At 69.9% G+C, this 19,447-nt stretch carries 15 protein-coding genes; 11 read left to right on the top strand and 4 right to left on the bottom strand.

The features are described from left to right. Nucleotides 1–275 precede the first annotated feature (275 nt). The 5 genes from AB0B98_RS05625 (at nucleotide 276) to mmsB (ending at nucleotide 7,562) form a co-directional block, all read left to right on the top strand. The gene (locus AB0B98_RS05625) at nucleotides 276–1,262 is read left to right on the top strand and encodes a LacI family DNA-binding transcriptional regulator (protein WP_210781556.1); all 987 of its coding nucleotides are present in this window, start codon (nucleotides 276–278) and stop codon (nucleotides 1,260–1,262) included. A 320-nt stretch (nucleotides 1,263–1,582) separates the two neighbouring features. Beyond that, nucleotides 1,583–3,238 (top strand): ricin-type beta-trefoil lectin domain protein, encoded by a 1,656-nt coding sequence (locus AB0B98_RS05630; RefSeq protein WP_357361157.1) that lies wholly within the window; start codon nucleotides 1,583–1,585, stop codon nucleotides 3,236–3,238. A gap of 312 nt (nucleotides 3,239–3,550) precedes the next feature. After that, complete coding sequence (gene chvE / locus AB0B98_RS05635) at nucleotides 3,551–4,693, top strand: multiple monosaccharide ABC transporter substrate-binding protein (protein ID WP_112624825.1); 1,143 nt, start codon at nucleotides 3,551–3,553, stop codon at nucleotides 4,691–4,693. An 83-nt stretch (nucleotides 4,694–4,776) separates the two neighbouring features. Further along, nucleotides 4,777–6,315 (top strand): multiple monosaccharide ABC transporter ATP-binding protein, encoded by a 1,539-nt coding sequence (gene mmsA, locus AB0B98_RS05640; protein WP_238669243.1) that lies wholly within the window; start codon nucleotides 4,777–4,779, stop codon nucleotides 6,313–6,315. Next, complete coding sequence (gene mmsB / locus AB0B98_RS05645) at nucleotides 6,312–7,562, top strand: multiple monosaccharide ABC transporter permease (RefSeq protein WP_238669244.1); 1,251 nt, start codon at nucleotides 6,312–6,314, stop codon at nucleotides 7,560–7,562. Before mmsA ends, mmsB begins: the two co-directional genes overlap by 4 nt. 56 nt (nucleotides 7,563–7,618) lie before the next feature. On the opposite strand, the gene AB0B98_RS05650 is transcribed toward mmsB, so the two are convergent. Beyond that, nucleotides 7,619–8,998, bottom strand: a complete 1,380-nt coding sequence (locus AB0B98_RS05650) for a DNRLRE domain-containing protein (RefSeq protein WP_357361158.1) — start codon at nucleotides 8,996–8,998, stop codon at nucleotides 7,619–7,621. A 220-nt stretch (nucleotides 8,999–9,218) separates the two neighbouring features. Here AB0B98_RS05650 and AB0B98_RS05655 point away from each other — a divergent pair, with 220 nt between their 5' ends. From AB0B98_RS05655 to AB0B98_RS05670, 4 genes are all read left to right on the top strand, one after another. After that, on the top strand, nucleotides 9,219–10,499 hold the full coding sequence (locus tag AB0B98_RS05655; protein ID WP_357361159.1) for an MFS transporter: 1,281 nt from the start codon (nucleotides 9,219–9,221) through the stop codon (nucleotides 10,497–10,499). Next, entirely contained in the window at nucleotides 10,496–11,479 is a 984-nt protein-coding gene (locus AB0B98_RS05660) for a hypothetical protein (protein ID WP_357361160.1), read from the top strand. The genes AB0B98_RS05655 and AB0B98_RS05660 overlap by 4 nt, the downstream gene beginning before the upstream one ends. Before the next feature lie 122 nt (nucleotides 11,480–11,601). After that, entirely contained in the window at nucleotides 11,602–13,128 is a 1,527-nt protein-coding gene (locus tag AB0B98_RS05665; protein ID WP_357361161.1) for an alkaline phosphatase D family protein, read from the top strand. A gap of 14 nt (nucleotides 13,129–13,142) precedes the next feature. Beyond that, entirely contained in the window at nucleotides 13,143–14,450 is a 1,308-nt protein-coding gene (locus tag AB0B98_RS05670) for a hypothetical protein (protein ID WP_357361162.1), read from the top strand. An 82-nt stretch (nucleotides 14,451–14,532) separates the two neighbouring features. Here AB0B98_RS05670 and AB0B98_RS05675 read toward each other — a convergent pair whose 3' ends face one another. Genes AB0B98_RS05675 through AB0B98_RS05685 form a run of 3 tightly spaced genes read right to left on the bottom strand, consistent with a single transcriptional unit; the run spans nucleotide 14,533 to nucleotide 18,254 of the window. Beyond that, nucleotides 14,533–15,099: a TetR family transcriptional regulator C-terminal domain-containing protein gene (locus AB0B98_RS05675; RefSeq protein WP_357361163.1), complete on the bottom strand. Its 567-nt coding sequence runs from the start codon at nucleotides 15,097–15,099 to the stop codon at nucleotides 14,533–14,535. Between the two features lie 51 nt (nucleotides 15,100–15,150). After that, on the bottom strand, nucleotides 15,151–15,816 hold the full coding sequence (locus AB0B98_RS05680; protein WP_357361164.1) for a hypothetical protein: 666 nt from the start codon (nucleotides 15,814–15,816) through the stop codon (nucleotides 15,151–15,153). Next, complete coding sequence (locus AB0B98_RS05685; protein ID WP_357361165.1) at nucleotides 15,813–18,254, bottom strand: PEP/pyruvate-binding domain-containing protein; 2,442 nt, start codon at nucleotides 18,252–18,254, stop codon at nucleotides 15,813–15,815. The genes AB0B98_RS05680 and AB0B98_RS05685 overlap by 4 nt, the downstream gene beginning before the upstream one ends. 134 nt (nucleotides 18,255–18,388) lie before the next feature. On the opposite strand from AB0B98_RS05685, the gene AB0B98_RS05690 reads away from it, so the two are divergent. Next, entirely contained in the window at nucleotides 18,389–19,036 is a 648-nt protein-coding gene (locus AB0B98_RS05690; RefSeq protein WP_357361166.1) for a M23 family metallopeptidase, read from the top strand. 73 nt (nucleotides 19,037–19,109) lie between these two features. Then, a complete protein-coding gene (locus AB0B98_RS05695; RefSeq protein WP_357283241.1) occupies nucleotides 19,110–19,340 on the top strand; it encodes a DUF2188 domain-containing protein in 231 nt (76 codons plus the stop codon). The last annotated feature ends 107 nt before the right edge of the window (nucleotides 19,341–19,447 follow it).

The raw sequence follows: 19,447 nt of genomic DNA on the forward strand, positions 1-19,447 counted from the left end.
CACACCAGGACCGTGTCCCGGGTGGGTTGGTTGGGGACTTCCGACGGGTATCGCGTCGTACGGCTGCGGCGCGTCGAACGGTCCCCACACAGGCGTGCCGTGTTCGGGGTCGTTGCTGGCGTAGACTGTCGGCGATCCAGCGCTGGTCACCTGGGATTCAGCACCGGCGTGGTGACTGAGCGAGGGGGATCGGGCCGGGCCGCTCCAGTCGACGTCGACGGGCTGCGGGCCGGCGATGTAGCGGGGGGAGTGAAATGGCCGTCCACGGTCCCGCGATGACGGACGTTGCCCGTCTCGCCGGTGTCTCCCATCAGACGGTGTCGCGGGTGCTCAACGGGCACCCCAACGTCCGTGAGCAGACCCGACTTCGGGTACGCGCGGCGATCGCCGAACTCGGCTACCGCCCCAACGGCGCGGCACGCGCCCTGGTGACCGGTCGATCACAGGTCATCGGTGTGGTCGCGCAGAACACGACGCTCTACGGTCCGGCATCGCTGCTGGCCGCCCTGGAGCAGACCGCCGCCGAAGAGGGCTTCGCGGTCAGCGTCGGCAGCGTGCGAAACCTTGACCACCGCTCCATCTCGGCGGCCGTCGAGCGGCACCTGTCGCACCGGGTCGCCGGCATCGTGGTCATCGCCCCGGTCGAGTCGGCCGGTGAGGCGCTGGAGCGCCTTCCCAAGGATGTCCCGCTGGTCACTGTCGACGGTGACCCGAGCCGGCCGGTGCCGCTGGTGACTGTCGACCAGGTGGCGGGCGCCCGGGCGGCGACGCAACATCTGCTCGACGCCGGGCACCGCACCGTCTGGCACGTCTCCGGCCCGACCGACTGGTTCGACAGCGTGGGGCGGATCGACGGATGGCGGCAGGCGTTGCTGGCCGCCGGGCTGGATCCGCCGCCGCCGATGCCGGGGGACTGGTCCGCGGCGTCGGGTTACCGGTGCGGGCAGATGTTGGCGCGGATGCCGGAGGTCACAGCGGTCTTCACCGCCAACGACCATCTCGCGCTGGGCGTGCTGCGGGCGCTGCACGAGTTCGGTCGACGGGTGCCGCACGAGATCAGCGTGGTCGGCTTCGACGACGTACCGGAGGCGGCGTACTTCATTCCGCCGCTGACCACCGTCCGACCGGACTTCGACGCGGTGGCGCGAGCGAGCCTGCAGATGCTGCTGTCCCAGATCGAGTCGGGCACCGGTGGGGCGCTGCGGCAGACCATCGCCCCCGCTCTGGTCGCCCGCGAGAGCGTCGCCCCACCTCGCCACTGACTGTCGACCAACCGTAGGTCGCCCCGCATGGTGCGGGGAGTGGTCCCGCCGCCGTCCCCGCCCAGCGGTGCACGCGCGTGCGGGTAAGCGCCAGCACGCGCCAATTTCGGCTTCCTCACCCGATAAGACGCGACTCGATGGGTTGCTGAGCGTCACCAATCGATGGCAAGCGATACGGCACGGTGAAGGTATTGAACCTCGTGAAATGTCGCCGTAACATGATGGGCGTCTCTGTTAACGCTAACAAAAATGGCGTCCAACTATCGGCGTACCGACCAGAGATCGTAATCACGGGCGGGCGTCACCGACAAGGAGGCTCGATGAACCGCAATACCCGAGGTCGTCGCTGGGGGAGCGCACTGGCGGCCGGAATTCTGCTCGCCGGTGCCCTGGTCGGCCTTCGCGCTCCGACGGCGCAGGCACTGGACAACGGCGTGGCGCGCACTCCCCCCATGGGTTGGAATTCGTGGAACTCGTTCGGCTGCAACATCAACGAGGGGCTGATCCGGCAGACGGCGGACGCGATCGTCAGCAGCGGCATGCGGGACCTGGGCTACAACTACGTGGTGGTCGACGACTGCTGGTTCAACCCCAACCGGGACAGCTCCGGCAACATCCAGGGCGACCCCGGCCGGTTCCCCAGCGGGATGAAGGCGCTCGGCGACTACCTGCACGCCCGGAACCTGAAGTTCGGCCTCTACCAGGTGCCTGTCGACAAGACCTGCGCGCAGTACTTCGGCTCCTACCCGGGCGCGACCGGCAGCCGTGGTCACGAGGTGCAGGACGCGCGCCAGTTCGCCGCGTGGGGTGTCGACTTCCTCAAGTACGACTGGTGCTCGCCGGAGGGCAGCATCAACGACCAGGTGACCACCTTCGCCAAGATGCGTGACGCGCTGGCCGCCACCGGCCGACCGATCGTCTACAGCATCAACTCCAACAGCATTCACGCCAAGACCGGCCCGCAGCGCAACTGGGGCGACGTGGCGAACATGTGGCGAACCACCGAGGACATCACCAACGCGTGGGACACCGGCCAGAGCAACGGGTACCCGATGGGCATCCAGAACATCATCAACGTGACAGTTCCGCTGGCGTCCTACGCGAGGCCGGGTGGGTTCAACGACCCCGACATGATGGAGGTCGGCCGCGGCGGCATGAACGACACGGAGATGCGCAGCCACTTCGCGATGTGGGCGATCATGGCGTCTCCGCTGATCGCCGGCAACGACGTACGGAACATGAACACCGCGACGCAGACCATCCTCAAGAACGCCAACCTGATCGCGATCAACCAGGACTCGCTCGGGTTGCAGGGGACGCAGGTGTCGTTCGACGGCACCCGTCGGGTGCTGGCCAAGCGGCTCGCCAACGGTGACGTCGCCGTCGCCCTGCTCAACCAGGGCGGCTCGACGACGACGATCTCGACCACGGCCGCGGCCATCGGCAAGTCCGGCTCGTCGTTCACCCTGGTGGAGGCGTGGACCGGTGGCACCAGCACCAGCAGCGGGACCATCAGCGCCAGCGTCCCCGCGCACGGCACCGTGGTGTACCGCGTCAGCGGTGGCGGAACGACTCCTCCGACGACGCCGCCGCCGAGCACGTCGAGCGCGTACGCCAGCGCCGCCTCCGGCCGCTGCCTCGACGTGCCGAACAGCAACACGACCAACGGCACGCAGCCGGTCATCTGGGACTGCAACGGCGCCGCCAACCAGCGCTGGACCAGCAGCGGTCAGACCCTGCAGGCCCTGGGCAAGTGCCTGGACGCGCCGCTGAACGCCGCGGCCGGCGCCAAGGTGCAGCTCTGGGACTGCAACGGCGGGACCAACCAGCAATGGACTGTCAACGCCAACGGCACGATCAGCAACGCGCAGTCGGGGCTCTGCCTGGACGTCAACAACAACGCCACTGCCAACGGCACCACGGTGATCCTCTGGACCTGCACGGCGGCGGCGAACCAGCGGTGGTCGCAGCGGTAGCCGACCGGGGTCGCCGATCGTCGAGGTCGCGGCGACCCGCCTGATCCGACGGTAGTGCCGGTGCCCGTGGACGACAGACGTCGTCCGCGGGCACCGGTCTGTAGAGTGCTGCGGACGACCACGCTGAGTCGCCGCGTCCTACCCTTCCGACAGATCGGCCACATGGCTACGCTCGCCTGGATGCTCCGTTACGAGACCGTGACACCGGTATTTCGGATCTGGTGTTGACGCAATCTATGTGAGCGCTAACACTACCCGAAAGATGATACTTGGCCCCGGCAGTCGGCGGGGGAGTCCAGAGAGGAGAAGCCCGTGGGCAGGAAATTCCTGGTTGCTCTCGGCGGCGCGGCACTCGCGCTGAGTTTGGCGGCGTGCAGCGGCGGGGGTGCGGGCAGCGGTGAGAAGTCCGGCGACGAGAAGCCGAGCGATCTGACCATCGGCGTCTCGATGCCGACGCAGACCTCGGAGCGGTGGATCGCCGACGGCAACGCGGTGAAGTCGAAGCTGGAGGCCAAGGGCTACAAGGTCGACCTCCAGTACGCCGGCGACGACATCCCCACGCAGTCGCAGCAGGTCGACCAGATGATCACCCAGGGTGCCGATGTTCTGGTCCTCGCGGCGATCGACGGCACCGCGCTCAGCAGCCAGCTGCAGGCCGCCGCGGCCGCGAAGATCCCGGTCATCTCCTACGACCGGCTGATCCGTGGCAGCAAGGACGTCGACTTCTACGTCAGCTTCGACAACTACAAGGTTGGCGTCGCCCAGGGCACCGCGCTGCTCGTCGGTCTCGGCCTGCTGAACAAGGATGGCTCGAAGGGCACGGCCAAGGGGCCGCTGAACGTCGAGCTCTTCGCCGGGTCGCTGGATGACAACAACACCCAGTACTTCTTCGGCGGCGCGATGGACACGCTGAAGCCGTTCATCGAGAACGGCACGCTGGTCGTCAAGTCCAAGCAGACCACCCCCGAGCAGGTAGCCATCCTGCGGTGGCAGCAGGAGACCGCGCAGAAGCGGATGGAGAACCTGCTCACCTCCAGCTACAACGACGGCTCGAAGGTCGACGGGGTGCTCTCGCCGTACGACGGAATCTCCCGCGGCATCATCACCGCCCTGCAGAACGCCGGTTACGGCAAGGGCGCGAAGAAGCTCCCGGTGGTGACCGGCCAGGACGCGGAGATCGCCTCGATCAAGCTGATCAACGACGGCGTGCAGAGCTCCACTGTCTTCAAGGACACCCGGCTGCTGGCCGAGCAGGCCGTGAACGCTGCCGAGGCGTTCCTGCAGAAGAAGCAGCCGCAGGCCAACGACACCCAGACGTACAACAACGGCGTCAAGGTCGTCCCTGCGTACCTGCTGCCGATCGCGACCGTCTACAAGGACGACATCAAGGCGACGCTGATCGACTCCGGCTACTGGACCGCGGACGAGGTCGCCGCCGGTCAGGCCAAGAAGTAAGCCACTCGTCGGGCCCGGCGGTCACCCGCCGGGCCCGACGCCTGGGCGCGTACCACGTCCAGACCTGACGGAGGACAGTGACAATGGACGACACCATCCTCGAGATGCGTCGCATCACCAAGACCTTCCCCGGCGTGACCGCGCTGGAGGACGTCACCCTCGCAGTGCGCCGCGGGGAGATCCACGCCATCTGTGGTGAGAACGGCGCCGGCAAGTCCACCCTGATGAAGGTGCTGTCCGGCGTCTACCCGTCCGGCTCGTACGACGGCGAAATCCTCTTCGACGGCAAGCCGATGCAGTTCCGTGGCATCCGCGACAGCGAGGCCAACGGCATCGTCATCATCCACCAGGAGCTTGCCCTGGTGCCGTACCTGTCGATCGCGGAGAACATCTTCCTCGGCAACGAGCGGCGCGGCCGCAGCGGGCTCATCGACTGGAACTTCGCCAACGCCGAAGCGGCGAAGCTGCTGGCGTCCGTCGGGCTGCACGAGAACCCCGTCACCCCGGTCATCCAGCTCGGCGTCGGCAAGCAGCAGCTCGTGGAGATCGCCAAGGCGCTGTCGAAGAAGGTGCGCCTGCTCATCCTGGACGAGCCGACGGCCGCGCTCAACGACATCGACTCGGCGCACCTGCTCGACCTGCTGCGGGCACTCAAGGAGCAGGGCATCACCTGCATCATGATCTCGCACAAGCTCAACGAGATCACCGCCATCGCCGACTCGACCACAGTCATCCGCGACGGGCGCGCGGTGGAGACCCTCGACATGAGGTCCGACGAGGTGACCCAGCAGCGGATCATCCGGGGCATGGTCGGGCGCGACCTGGACAGCTTCTACCCCGACCGCGAGTCTTCCCCCGGCGACGAGGTCCTGCGCATCGAGGACTGGACGGTGCGGCACCCGGTCCAGGACCGGATGGTCGTGGAGGGCGTCGGCCTGTCCGTACGCGCCGGTGAGGTCGTCGGCATCGCCGGCCTGATGGGGGCCGGACGGACCGAGCTGGCCATGAGCGTCTTCGGTCGGTCCTACGGGCGCGACATCCGGGGCCGACTCTTCGTCCACGGGCGGGAGGTGCAGGCACGCACCGTCGCCGAGGCGATCGACAACGGCATCGCGTACGTCACCGAGGACCGCAAGCGCTACGGCCTCAACCTCATCGACGACGTGCGGCGCAACGTGTCCGCCGCCGCGTTGGACCGGCTGTCCCGCCTGGGCTGGGTGAACGGCAACGAGGAGATCAAGGTTGCCGAGTCGAGCCGCAAGGAGATGAACATCCGGACGCCGAGCGTCATGGCGGTGGTCGGCAAGCTCTCCGGCGGCAACCAGCAGAAGGTCGTGCTGTCGAAGTGGCTGTTCACCGACCCGGACGTGCTGATCCTCGACGAGCCCACCCGCGGGATCGACGTCGGCGCCAAGTACGAGATCTACACGATCATCAACCGGCTGGTGGCCGCCGGTAAGGCGGTGATCGTCATCTCCTCCGAGCTGCCGGAGCTGCTCGGAATGTGCGACCGCATCTACACCCTCGCCGCCGGCCGGATCACCGGCGAGATGCCGGTGGCCGAGGCGACTCAGGAGAGCCTCATGGAGCTGATGACCAAGGACAAGGAGCTCGTCGGATGACCAGCATCAAGACCCCTTCGACGGAGCGCCCCACGCCCCCGGACAGCCCGCCCACCGCCGCCCTGCACAGCGGGACGAGCGACCTGCGGGCGCTGGTGTTGAACAACCTGCGGCAGAGCGGGATCTACGTCGCCCTGGTCGTCATCGTCGCGCTCTTCGCGGTCCTGACCGACGGGGTGTTGCTGAGCCCCGGCAACATCACCAACATCGTCCTCCAGTACTCGTACATCCTGGTCCTCGCGATCGGGATGGTCATCCTGATCATCGGCGGGCACATCGACCTGTCGGTCGGATCGGTCGTCGCGCTCACCGGAGCGGTCTCCGCCGTCCTGGTGATCCAGCAGGGGCACCCCTGGTGGATCGGCGTCCTGGCCGCGCTGGTCGTCGGCGTAGCTGTCGGCGCGTGGCACGGGTTCTGGGTGGCGTACGCCGGCATTCCGGCCTTCATCGTGACCCTGGCCGGCATGCTGCTGTTCCGGGGGCTGACCCTGCGGGTGCTCGACAACATCTCGCTGTCGCCGTTCCCGTCCGAGTACCAGCAGGTCGCGGCGGGCTTCCTCAACGGCCTGCTCGGCGGGCAGGGCTTCGACGCCTTCACGTTGCTGATCGGCGCCATCGCCGTGGCCGGCTACGCGGTCAGCGGCTTCCGTACCCGCGTGGCGCGGATCCGCTACCAGCAGCCCGTCGAGTCGTTCCCGCTCTTCGTCGCCCGGGTCGTGCTGGTCGGCGCGGTCCTCATGTACTTCGCCTGGCAGTTGGCGCACGCCCGAGGGCTGCCGATCGTGCTGATCATCCTGGCGGTCCTGGTGCTGGTCTACGGCCTGCTCACCCGGCGTACCGTCTTCGGTCGCCAGGTCTACGCGATCGGCGGCAACCTGTCGGCGGCGGCGCTGTCCGGGGTGAAGGTCCGCACCGTCAATTTCTGGATGTTCGTCAACATGGGCTTCCTGGCGGCGGTGGCCGGCGTCATCTACTCGTCGCGGTCGAATGGCGCTCAGCCCGCCGCCGGCAACATGTTCGAGCTGGACGCGATCGCCGCGGCCTTCATCGGCGGCGCGGCGGTAACCGGTGGCGTGGGCACCGTGGTGGGCGCGATGGTCGGCGGTCTGATCATGGCGGTGATGAGCAACGGTATGCAGCTGATGGGCATCGACCAGTCGACCCAGTCGGTGGTGAAGGGTCTCGTCCTGCTCGTCGCGGTCGCCTTCGACGTCTACAACAAGCGTCGCGCCGGCACGGCCCGCTGACGCCTGACGGTTCGACCGTGCCCCCTGCCCGCCTCGCGGACAGGGGGCACGCGTCGTCAGTGGCAGGTGGTGGTGCCGCTGTCGGTGTAGGTCTGGCCGGCCACCGGCACGAACTGCCAGTCGTAGCTGTTGGAGTGCAACGTGAACTTCAGTAGGCCCCACGCCGAGCTGTTGCGCGCCTCGCTGTTGGGCTGGATGGTGCCGAAGCCGTAGTGGCCGGCGCCGCCCATCCCGGCGACGAAGCTGCGCAGACCACGGCTGGTGTCGGCGCCACCGGCCGGGTTCATCGGGGCGAACCGCTCGTAGACGTGGTTGTGCCCCCAGACCACGACGTCGGCGTTGTAGTCGTAGAGGGCCTGGTACAGCGGGCGCGTCGACGTCGACGGGGCGTGGTTGGAGCTGGACGTGAACAGCGGGTGGTGCCAGTACGCGATGGTGCACGGCTTGCTGCTGGCGGCCAGGTCCGCGCGCAGCCACTGCTCCTGCGTCGAGCCGGCCGACATGCTGATGTTCGAGTTCAGCGACACGACGTGCCAGTTGCCGAGGTCGAACGAGTAGTAGCCGCGACCGCTCGGGCCGGCCGACGTACCGAAGTAGTTGTAGTAGCCGGTCGCGCCCGACGTGTTGTAGTCGTGGTTGCCCGGCGACGGGCGGGTGCGGGACTTGTGCCGACCCCAGGTGGGCTCGTAGTAGTTGTTGAACTGCGACGCCGTCCCGCTGTCGTAGACGTTGTCGCCGGTGGTGAAGACCGTTCCCGGGATGCTGTCGAGCAGAGTCGCCGTGGCGCTGTCGCCGGAGCCCGAGTCGGCGATGTCGCCGGCGCCGACGAACACCGGGTCGCCCGACGGGGGTGTCGTGGTGCTCCCGGTGGTGACCACCAGTTGCGGAGCGTCGGCGCCACTCTCGCGGGTGTCGTAGTAGGCGCCGTCGCCGCTGGTCGAGGTGGCACCGAAGCTGTACGTGCCGTTGCCGGTGACCGCGGCCGTGACGTCGACCTCGTACCAGGTGTTGCCGCTGACCGCGCCGATCGTGCCGAGCGTGGCCCCGTCGATGGTCGGCTGGTTGTTCCAGGTGGTGCCGGTCTCCGACCAGGTCGTGTTGGACATCCGGCGGAACGTGCCACCGGCGTCGCTGCCGCTGTTGCCGCTGATCGTGCGCAGTCGCAGCTTGGCGCCGGTCACAGTGCCGCTGACACCGCTCACAGTGAAGCGCAGGAACGAGCGCCGCACTGGCGAGTTGTCGACGACGACCTGCGTGGACGTGCCGTAGTTGGTGGTGGCCGCGTCGCTCTGGACGTAGGTGTCGGCGACGGGCGTGAAGGTCACGCTGGCCGCCGACGCCGCGCCGGCGCTTGTCACGACGACGGCGGCGGTCGCGGCGACGATCACCGTGACCACCCCCAGCGTCACCGACGGACGGGGGAATCGAATGTCCATCCAGGACTCCTTACCTCGTGGGAAGAGCGCAAGGAATGTAGGAAGGTCGATGAGCCGGCGGGCGACGGGCGGATGAACACCACGTCCCGGCAGGCGAACACCTCGCTGTTGGGAGCTCGTTCACCCGACCCTCGCCCGGATGCCACCCGTGGTCCGTTGTGCCGCCTCCACTGAGTACGGACGATGGCTGCCCGTCGACCGTCGATCAGAGGAGATGCTCGTGTACCTGTCGACCGTCTCCCGACCGGTCGCCGACCAACCCGGATCGGGGCCTCGACGCCGCCGGCTCGCGATGGTCAGCGGCAACGTCGTAGCGCTCGGCACTGTCAGTCTGATCACCGACGTGTCGGCCGAGATGGTGGCCGCGGTCCTGCCGCTCTATCTGGTGCTGGGCCTGCACCTCAGCCCGGTGGCCTTCGGTGTGCTGGACGGCGTCCACACCGGCGCCACCGCGCTGCTGCGGGTCGTCGGCGGTTTCGCCGCCGACCGGTTCCGGCGGCGCAAGTTGATCGCCGGCCTCGGGTACGCGCTCTCGGCGGTCGCGAAGCTCGGCCTGCTGCTCGCCGGTCGGTCGATCCCGGCGATCGGCGCCGTCATCGCCGTCGACCGGCTCGGCAAGGGGGTGCGGAGCGCGCCGCGCGACGCGCTGATCACGCTCTCCACGCCACCCGAGGCGCTGGGTCGGGCGTTCGGGGTGCACCGGGCGATGGACAGCGTCGGCGCGTTCCTCGGGCCGCTCGCCGCGTTCGCGGTCCTGCTGGTCGTCGGGCAGTCGTACGACGCGGTCTTCGTCACCAGTTTCTGCATCGCGGCCCTGGCCGTCGTGGTGCTGGTGCTCTTCGTTCGGGAGCAGCCGCCCGGCGAGGCGGCGGACGGGAGCAACGACCCGAAGGTCTCCGTCCGCGAGGCGCTCGGGCTGCTGCGCCGCGGACGGGCCCGGCGGTTGGTGCTGGCCGCCGCGCTGCTCGGCCTCGCCACCATCGGCGACGGCTTCGTCTACCTGCTGCTGCAACGCCGAATGGACCTCGGCCTGCGCTGGTTTCCGCTGCTCGCGGTGGGAACCAGCCTGGCGTACCTGCTGCTCGCCGCTCCGCTCGGCGTGCTCGCCGACCGGATCGGTCGCCCGCCGGTGGTGATCGGCGGCTACACCGCCCTTGGTGCGACGTACCTGCTGCTGGCCGGCCCGGTCGACGGTTGGCCACTGATCGCCCTGGCGCTGACGCTGTACGGCGCCTTCTACGCGGCCACCGACGGCGTGCTCATCGCGCTCGCCGGTCCGGTGTTGCCGGCGCGCGTGCGGACCACCGGGATCGCGTTGGTGCAGACCGGGCAGGCGCTCGCGTACCTCGTCTCGTCGGTGCTGTTCGGTCTGGCCTGGCAGGCGTGGGGGCCCCAGACCGCGATCCGCGTGGCGGCCGTGGCCGTCGCGGGCGTCCTCGTCGGCACGCTGTTCCTGCTGGCCACCCCATCCCGACTCACCACCCGGAAGGTGCCCCGATGACAGCGATGTCGACCCGAGCGAAGCTCGGCGTGGTGGTCGCCTCGACAGTGCTGTTGGGGGCGGTGGCGGCCGGCTACGCCGCCACCGCCGCGGAGGCTCCCGGGACACCGCCATCCGCCGGCGGCGAGCAGGCAGTCACCCTGACGTCCGGGCCGCGCCTGCTGGCGATCACCGACCGGCACGTCTCCACCGTCGCCGCGACCGACCCCGGCGGGCCGCGCACCGTCGCCGGCCTGGAATGCCTCCGGGTGTACGCGGCGGCCGGCACCGGCGTGTGCCTGAAGCCGGAGACCGCGTGGTCGTACCAGGTTGTCGTGCTCGACGCGACGCTGCGCCAGACCCGGGCGGTCAGTGTGCCAGGGCTGCCGAACCGGGCCCGGGTCTCGGCCTCCGGCCGGATGGTCTCCTGGACGACGTTCGTCGGTGGCGACTCGTACACCGCCAGTGGCTTCTCCACCCGCACCGGGATCCTCGACACCCGCACCGGCACCACAGTGGCCTCGCTCGAAGAGTTCGCCATCACCCGGGACGGCCGGGGCTACCGCAACGCGGACGTCAACTACTGGGGTGTCACCTTCACCGCCGACGACAACCGCTTCTACGCGACGATGGCGACCGGTGGTGAGAGGTACCTCGTCCGGGGTGACCTCGCGGCTCGTACGGTCGAGACGCTGAAGGAGAACGTCGAGTGCCCGTCGCTGTCACCGGACGGCACCCGGCTCGCGTTCAAGGAGGCGGTCGACGCCGACCCGGCGAAGGGCTGGCGGCTGTCGGTCCTGGACCTGTCGAGCATGCGGGTGACCGCGACCGCCGAGGTGCGCAGCGTCGATGACCAGGCCGCGTGGCTGGACAACGGAAAGCTGGCCTACACGCTGCGCCGGGACGACGGCCAGCCCGACGTCTGGAGCGTCAGGGCGGACGGGGCCGGCACGCCGACGTTGGTGATCCCCGGCGCGGAGTCGCCGTCCCCGCTCACCTGACGGGCCGGCCCCCGGCCCCGGCGGTCCGGACACCTGAACGCCTTGGCGCGGACAGCATTCCGTCATGTCGGATTCCGCCCCGCAGCCATCGCCGTTCATCGACGTTCCCGAGGCTGTTGACCATGACAAGGCTGAGCCGTCGCATATTCGTCCTCGGTGGACTCGTCACCGCCGGAGTCGCGGTGACACCCCGTCAGGGTGCCCGCGCCGCGGTGCCGTACCCCTTCAAGCTCGGTGTGGCGTCCGGTGATCCGGCCCCCGACAGCGTGGTCCTCTGGACCCGGCTGGCACCGTCCCCGCTCAACGCCGACGGGCAGGGCGGCATGGCCAACGCCGACGTGACAGTGGAGTGGCAGGTGTCCACGACCGACCGGTTCACCTCGCTGGTCGCCTCCGGCTCGGTGGTCGCCCGGTACGCCGACGCGCACTCCGTGCACGCCATCGCGGGCGGGCTCGCCGCCGACTCCGACTACTACTACCGGTTCCGGGCCCAGGGTCAGATCTCGCCGGTCGGGCGGACCCGGACCGCCCCGGCACCCAGCGCCTTCGGCCGCGACCTGGTGATGGCCTTCGCCTCCTGCGCGCACTACGAGGCCGGCTACTACACCGCGTACCGGCGGATGGCCGAGGACAACGCCGGCCTGATCCTGCACCTCGGTGACTACATCTACGAGGGCGGCGTCGGCACCTCCACTGTGCGACAGCACCTCGGCGCCGAGATCGTGTCGCTGGCCGACTACCGCCGCCGGTACGCGCTGTACAAGTCCGACCCGGACCTGCAGGCGGCCCACGCGGCGGCACCCTGGCTGGTGGTGCCGGACGACCACGAGGTGGAGAACAACTACGCCAACATGGTCCGCAACGACAGCAGCCCGACGCTGACAGCAGCCCAGTGGACCGCCCGGCGCACCGCCGCGTACCGGGCCTACTACGAGAACATGCCCCTGCGACCCGCGTCCGCTGCCAACGGCAACAGCATCCCGCTGTACCGACGGGTCCGGTGGGGGCAGCTCGCCACCTTCCACATGCTCGACACCCGCCAGTTCCGCGACGACCAGGCGTGCGGGGACGGCTGGAAGGTCTGCGCCGACGCGGACCTGGCCTCCCGGTCGCTGACCGGCGCCAGCCAGGAGGCGTGGCTGCTCGACGGGTTGGCCCAGCGCTACGGCACCTGGGACATCCTCGGCCAGCAGGTCTTCTTCGCCCAGCAGCTCGACGCGAACGGGGCGGCGAGCATGGACGCGTGGGACGGCTACCGGGCCTCCCGCAGCCGCATCCAGACCGGCTGGCAGCAGCGTGCGGTGCGCAACCCGCTAGTGCTCACCGGCGACGTGCACCGGTCGTGGGCCAACGATCTCAAGGCCGACTACGCCAACCCGTCCTCGGCCACCATCGGCACCGAACTGGTCTGCACCTCGATCAGTTCCACCGGCAACGGCAGCGGCAGCACCACGGTCCCGAACGCGGCGGCCAACCCGCACCTGAAGTTCTACTCGGACCGCCGCGGCTACGTCCGTACCACGATCAGCCGCAGCCAGGTCCGCGCGGACTTCCGCGCGGTGAACACCGTGACCGAGCACGGCGCGGCGGCGTCCACAGTGCGCTCGTTCGTCATCCTCGACGGCCAGCCCGGCCTGCAGGCCGGCTAAGGGAGAGAGCCACCATGACCGTGATCACCGCACTGCTCACCGCGTCCCTGCTGGTCCCGAACGTGGTTCCCGGCCCGACCGCGATGACCGCCGAGGCGGTCACCTGGACCACCGCGAACAGCGTCGCCACCGGCGACCAGGACCTGCCCTCCATCGCCATGAACCGCAACGGTCACGTCGCAGTGGTCTGGGAGGACGACCGGGACAGCGCCGCCCCGGAGGACGACACCCACAGCGAGATCTACCTGCGGCTGTTCCGCGACGGCACCCCCGCGTACGAGCTGAAGCTCTCCACCGGGGGGACCAGCGGAGCCACCTGGCGACACCTCAGCCCCGACGTGGGGCTCGACGACCGGGGCAACGCCGTGGTGGTCTGGGCCGCCGACGGCGACGGCAACGGCGTCTACAACATCCAGTACCGGGTGGTGTCACCCGCCGGCGCGGTGCTCGGCTCGGGACAGGCCAACGCCAGCGACGCCGGGCAGCAGATCTGGCCGAAGGTCGGCGTCGACCCGGACGGCTCGCCCACCACCGCCGCCGTCGCCTTCACCGTCGTCTGGGAGGACGTGCAGGGAACCGCTCCGGCCACCGTCAAGGCCGCCGGCTTCACCGCGGCCACCACCAAGGCGTACGAGGTGACCGCCTCACAGACGACGGGCACGCACCACCGTCCCGACGTGGCGGTGTCCGCCTCCGGCGAGGCGCTGGTGGTCTGGGACGAGGACGCCGACGCGAACGGCTCGTACAACATCGGGCTGACCCGGCTGGCCCGGTCCAACGGCGCCGTGGCGCTGTCGCGGCGGACGGCCAACGCCCAGAGCGGCGGGCAGCAGCGTGCCTCGGTCGCGGCGAACTTCGCCGGTGACTTCACCGTCGGGTGGGAATCCGACCACCTCGGCACCCGTGGTGTCTGGGCTCGATCGTTCACCGCGACGGGTACGGCCCGGCACGCTGAGGTGCCGGTCTCCACCGGCACCGGTGCCGTCGCTCCCGCTGTCGGCATCGACGACCAGGACAACGTCGTGGTCGGCTGGACGGTGTCCGGCACCAACCCGGACGTCTGGGCGCGCGGCCTCAACCCGGACGGCACGTCCACCGGCCGGCTGGCGGCCCAGGCGCTGAGCCAGACCACTACCGGTCGCCAGGAGCACTTCGCGGTCGCCGCGTCGCCCTGGGGTGAGGTGAGCGTCTGCTACACCGACGACAACGACGGCAACTCCTTCGACCAGGTGCTCCTCGGCCTGGGGACGACGAACTCCACCTGGCTGATGTCCGCCGACGAGCTGCGCCGCCTGAAGGCACGGGGCACCCCGACCCACTGAGCCGGGCGTGATCCACTCGGGTTCGGTGAAGTCGCGGTGTCCCCGGCAGCGGGACACCGCGACTTCGGCAAAACCGAGTCGATCAGCCGAAGAGCAGGTCGAGGTGGGCGTCCAGCGCGCCCAGCGCCTGTTCGGCGGTGTACTGCCCACCCAGCAGGTAGACACCGAGCCCCTCCATCAGGGCCAGCAGGCCGGAAGCGGCGGCGGTGCCGTGGCGGTCGGGCAGGACGCTGGCGATGAACCCGGTGAACTGTGCCGTGTCCTCGTGCAGGCTGGGCGCGGCCGACGGTCGCACCGCCGTGTAGGCCAGGAACGCGAGCGCTACCCGCCCGTTGTCGCGGGTGCCCTCGTCGAGCGGCAGCAGCGCGGCGAGCATCGTGCGCAGCAGCAGTCGAGGCGACGGGGTCTCGCCCAGTCGTGCCACCGCCTCGGTGACCCGGAGCTGGCTGCGCTCACGTACCACGCTCAACGCGAACGCCATCATCTCGTCCTTGGTCCGGAAGTAGTGCTGGACCATCCCGGCGGACACCCCGGCCTCGGCAGCCACGTGTCGGAGGCTGACGGCCTCCAGGCCCTGATCCGCGGCGACCCGCATCAGCGCGTCCGCGATGAGGGTGCGTCGCTCCTGGTGATCGACCTTCTTGGGCATGGCCTCGATCGTTTCACAGTGGGTGGCCCGGAGACTCCGCCAGCGCGGCGGTCACCGGCTGACGGTCCGGCTGACCGGGGTGCCCCGCGCGCTGCGCAGCAGGCCGTCCGGGTCGTCGGCGTACAGTCGCAGCTCGTTCACCGGCGTGGACCCGGTCTTGGGCAGGTCGAAGGTCAGCGGCCGGCGCAGCAGGACGTCGATGCTGGTCTGGCTGCCGACCGAGATGGACACCACCCGTCGGTCGCCCTCCTGCTCGACCTGCACCGATCTGCTCGACGGTAGCGAACGGTGGCGCTTGCGCAGCGCCTCGACGTCCGTCCACGGGATCCAGATGTCGATGCCCCAGCTGAGCCGCACCCGCAGGCCGCGGTCGCCCACGACGTGGGGGTGGATCGTCATGCTGGCGAACAGGCCGATCATCCAGAGCAGACCCCAGATGCCGAGGCCCAGCACGATCCAGCGGGCGGGCCGCCACGGCACCACGTGGGTGACCACCACGTCGAAGATCGGGATCTCCACTACCGACAGGCCGATGAAGATGCCCAGGATCGGCTTGACCACGCCGAGATAGCCGAACGGCTCGTCGCCGGGCCCCAGCGGCAGTGGACGACGCCGCGCCCACACGTACAGGCTGCGCCACGTCGCGGCCTCGGCCTCGGCCGCCCGACGCAGCAGTGGGCCCACCCGCGCCCTGGTCGGTGTCTTCGTGTCGGTCATGGTCGTCCTTCTTGATCGTGGGCTGCCGGTCCGTGCGGCGTGACGGTTCCGGCGCCGCCGTCCACAGTGACGAGCTGCCCGGTGGTGATGGTCCGGGTGGCGTCCGGCACGCAGATGACTGCGGGAATGCCGTACTCACGGGCCACCGTCGGACCGTGCGCCATGATCGCGCCGGTCTCGGTGACCAGCGCCGCCGCGGTGAGGAACAGCGGGGTCCAGCCGGGGTCCGTGGTAGCGGCGACCAGGACTTCGCCGGGCTCGATGTGGGCGGTGCCCGGGTCGTGCACGACGCGGGCGGGGCCGGTCACCCGGCCCGCCGACGCACCCACTCCGGCGAGCGTCCCGTCGCCCGTCGATGCCGCCGGCAGGACGGTCTCGACATCCGTGCCGTCGGAGAGCAGTGCCACCGGCACCGTCCGACGCCGCAGCTCCCGGCGGTGCACGGTCCGTCGGGCGGTGACGGTGCCGCGCAGATCAACACCCTGGTGTACGGAGCTGTGCACCTCGTCGAGGGTCAGGAACATGATGTCGTCGGGCTGGTCCAGCAACCCGCGGCCGTGCAGGTCGGCGCCGATGTGCAGCAGTTGGCGACGGGTCTCGCGCAGCGGGTACAGCCCGGCGAACTTGCCGGCCTCGCGCAGGCCGGCCAACGACCGCGCCCGGCGCAGCAGGAAACCGGCGATCCTGCCCCGCACCGGCCGCCGACGGCGAGCCCGGGTGACCAGTTCCTCCAACGCTGTCTCCGCAGCCGAGGCGGCCCGCTGGAAGCGCTGGTCGGGACCCTGTTGCGGATCGGTGACCCGTAGGTAGTTGGCGATCGCGGCGAAGACCGGCGTGGGGTCCTCCGCCCAGCGCGGCACCCCGAGGTCGACCTCGGCGACGCCCCGGTGCCCGTAGGCGTCCAGGAAAGCTGTCATGCCGATGTCGGGCAGCGTCCCGCGCAGGTGGCGTGCGGCCAACTCGGCCGGCGGGGTGTCGAGGAGAAGCTGGCGGTGGTCGCCCACGCCCTGGGTGAGCCGCCACAGGGCCAGGTCCATCTCGATTGTGACGTTGTGCGGCATGCCGCCGAGCACCGTGTGGACCTCGTCCGGGCCGGCGATGCCCTTGAGCAGGGCGGTCGGCAGGGCGGCGGCGAGCATCCCGGCGACGATCGGCCACATGATCGCGTCGGCGCTGTCGTCGGTGTCGTCGTCCTGCGCCTGCACGAAGCGCAGCCGGTCGGCGGTGGTGAGCAGCTCCGCGGGGGCGGCTGAGCTCACCCTCAGCTGCTCGATCGCCTCGAACATCCGGGTCCGCGCGGCCTCGGGACGGGCCAGCGCCCGCAGGATTCCCACCACCGCGCGGCGGGCCGTCCGCAGCGACGCGCCTCCGGGCGCCCCACCGCGCCGGACGCCGCCGCTGGTCGGGGCGAACCGGGGATCGGCCAGCACGTGCTGCATCACCGCCTGGGCGCGCGGCCCGAAATCGACAGCCAGGAGCTTCACCAGTCGCTTGCGGGACGACCGGTCGCGCGCGAGGTCGGTCAGGTCGCCGTAGAGGCGGCCGCCGATGTCGACGATCTCGACCCGCACCCCGAGCGCGGCGAGCATCGCGGCGATCTGCGTCCGCAGTGTCGACATGCCCATCGGGGTGACCGGTTGCAGCATGCCCTGAACGTGCCCGAACTCCAGGTAGACGCGGGGGAGGGGCTTCTCGCTGACCGGAGGTGCGGGGAACAGGCTGGTGATCGGCCGGGACTGGAGGAGCCACAGCACGTCGTCAGCGTCGATCGCCCACTCGACATCCTGCGGGCAGCCGAAGTGGGTCTGCAACCGTTCGCCGGTGGCGTGCAGGCCTGCCAGTTGCGCGGACGTCAGGCATCCGGCCTCGGTTCGCGTGACGCCGTCGAGGGAGTAGTGGTCGACGGCGGTGGCGCCGTCGACCACTGTCGTGCCGAGGCCGGGGGCGGCGTCGACGGCCATCTCGTCGCGACGCCCGGTCAGCGGGTTCGCTGTGAACAGCACTCCCGCCACGGCGGGTGTGACCATGCGCTGCACGACGACGGCCATCCGCACCGTCTGGTGATCGATGCCGCGGGCGTCGCGGTAGGCGGTCGCGCGGTCGCCGTGCAGCGAAGCCCAGCATTTCTCGACGGCGGCGATCAGCTCGGCGGTGCCGGTGACGTTGAGGACGGTGTCCTGCTGCCCGGCGAAGCTCGCGTCCGGCAGGTCCTCGGCGGTGGCGCTGGAGCGCACCGCCACCGGGCCCGCGCCGAGCCGCTGGTACGCGGCGACGATCTCGGCAGTGGGCATGACGCCGAGCCGGTGTGCCTCGGTGGTGACGCAGAAACCGTCGGGGACCCGCTCGCCGTGCCGGATCAGCTCGCCCAGCCCGCCCGCCTTGCCGCCGACAAGGGCGTTCATGGCGGCGGTCACCTCGGACAGTGCGATCACCTGCATGGCAGCTCACTCTCGTTGCAATACAACTGCATTGCATCTGACGGTATCTCGTTTACGATTCGACTGCAATGTCAAGGCTGTGTGCGGGCGACCTCGAAGCCGGGATGTTGCCGCTGTCTGCCATGCTCGGGCCGGTGACGACCGGTCGCCCCACCAGATCCCGCTCCCACCGCCGCCCCCGAAGCCGTGCCATCCGCGCCCTGCTCGTGCTCGTCCCGGTGGCAGCCGTTCTTGGCGTCGCGGTGGTCGCGGTGCCGATCCTGCGACCGGCCGGGCCGCGCCCGCTCTTCCAGATGCCGGTGACCTGCGGCGAGACGTGGCAGCTCAGCACCTACCCCGGTCACGACGACTACGACGTCGATTTCTTCCCCGTCGAGGGCGAGACGTGGGGGCGGCCCGTGCTCGCCTCGTACGCCGGCACGGTGACCGTGGCGGGCATCAACGGCTCGCTGGGCGGCCGGACCCCGCAGGACCCGGACGGCCCACGGGGACGCGGCGGCGGCTACTGGGTGAAGATCGACCACGGCGGCAAGTGGGAGACGCAGTACCTGCACATGCTCGAACCGCCACTGGTCACTGTCGGTCAGAAGGTCGCCCAGGGTGACCAGATCGGGCGGCTCGGCAGCACCGGCAACTCCGGGGCCCCGCACCTGCACTACGAGCAGCGCCGCGGCTGGGACAAGGTGGAGACCCACTTCGACGGCAAACCGTCGGGCATCACCACCGACGAACGCGAACAGATCCTGCGGCGGGTGAGCAACAACTGCCCGGCCGTCTCATGAGGACCGCGGTTTGCCCGGCCCGGCTCGGGGCACTGATTGGGGGGACAGTGCAGACGCAGGGAGGGAGCCGGCCATGGCCAAGGGCGATGTCGACACGTACCACGAGGACGGGCAGTGGAAGAACAAGCCGGAGGGCCAGGAGCGGGCCAGCAGCACGCATGACGTGAAGGCTGACGCGCAGGCCCAGGGCCGCGAGATGGCGGCCGACCGCGGCGTCGAACACGTGGTCAAGAAGCAGGACGGCACGATCGGGGAGAAGAACACCTACCCCCGCAGCCGCGACCCTCGGGACATCGAGGGCTGACAGCTTCCAGTCTCAGCGGACCGACCTCCTCGGCGTGATCGAGGGGGTCGGTCCGCTTCTGCGCGGTCGGGTACCACGATGGCTTTGCCGCTGTCCGGGAAATATGG

Source organism: Micromonospora sp. NPDC048947 (assembly GCF_040649495.1).
Lineage (GTDB): Bacteria > Actinomycetota > Actinomycetes > Mycobacteriales > Micromonosporaceae > Micromonospora > Micromonospora alfalfae.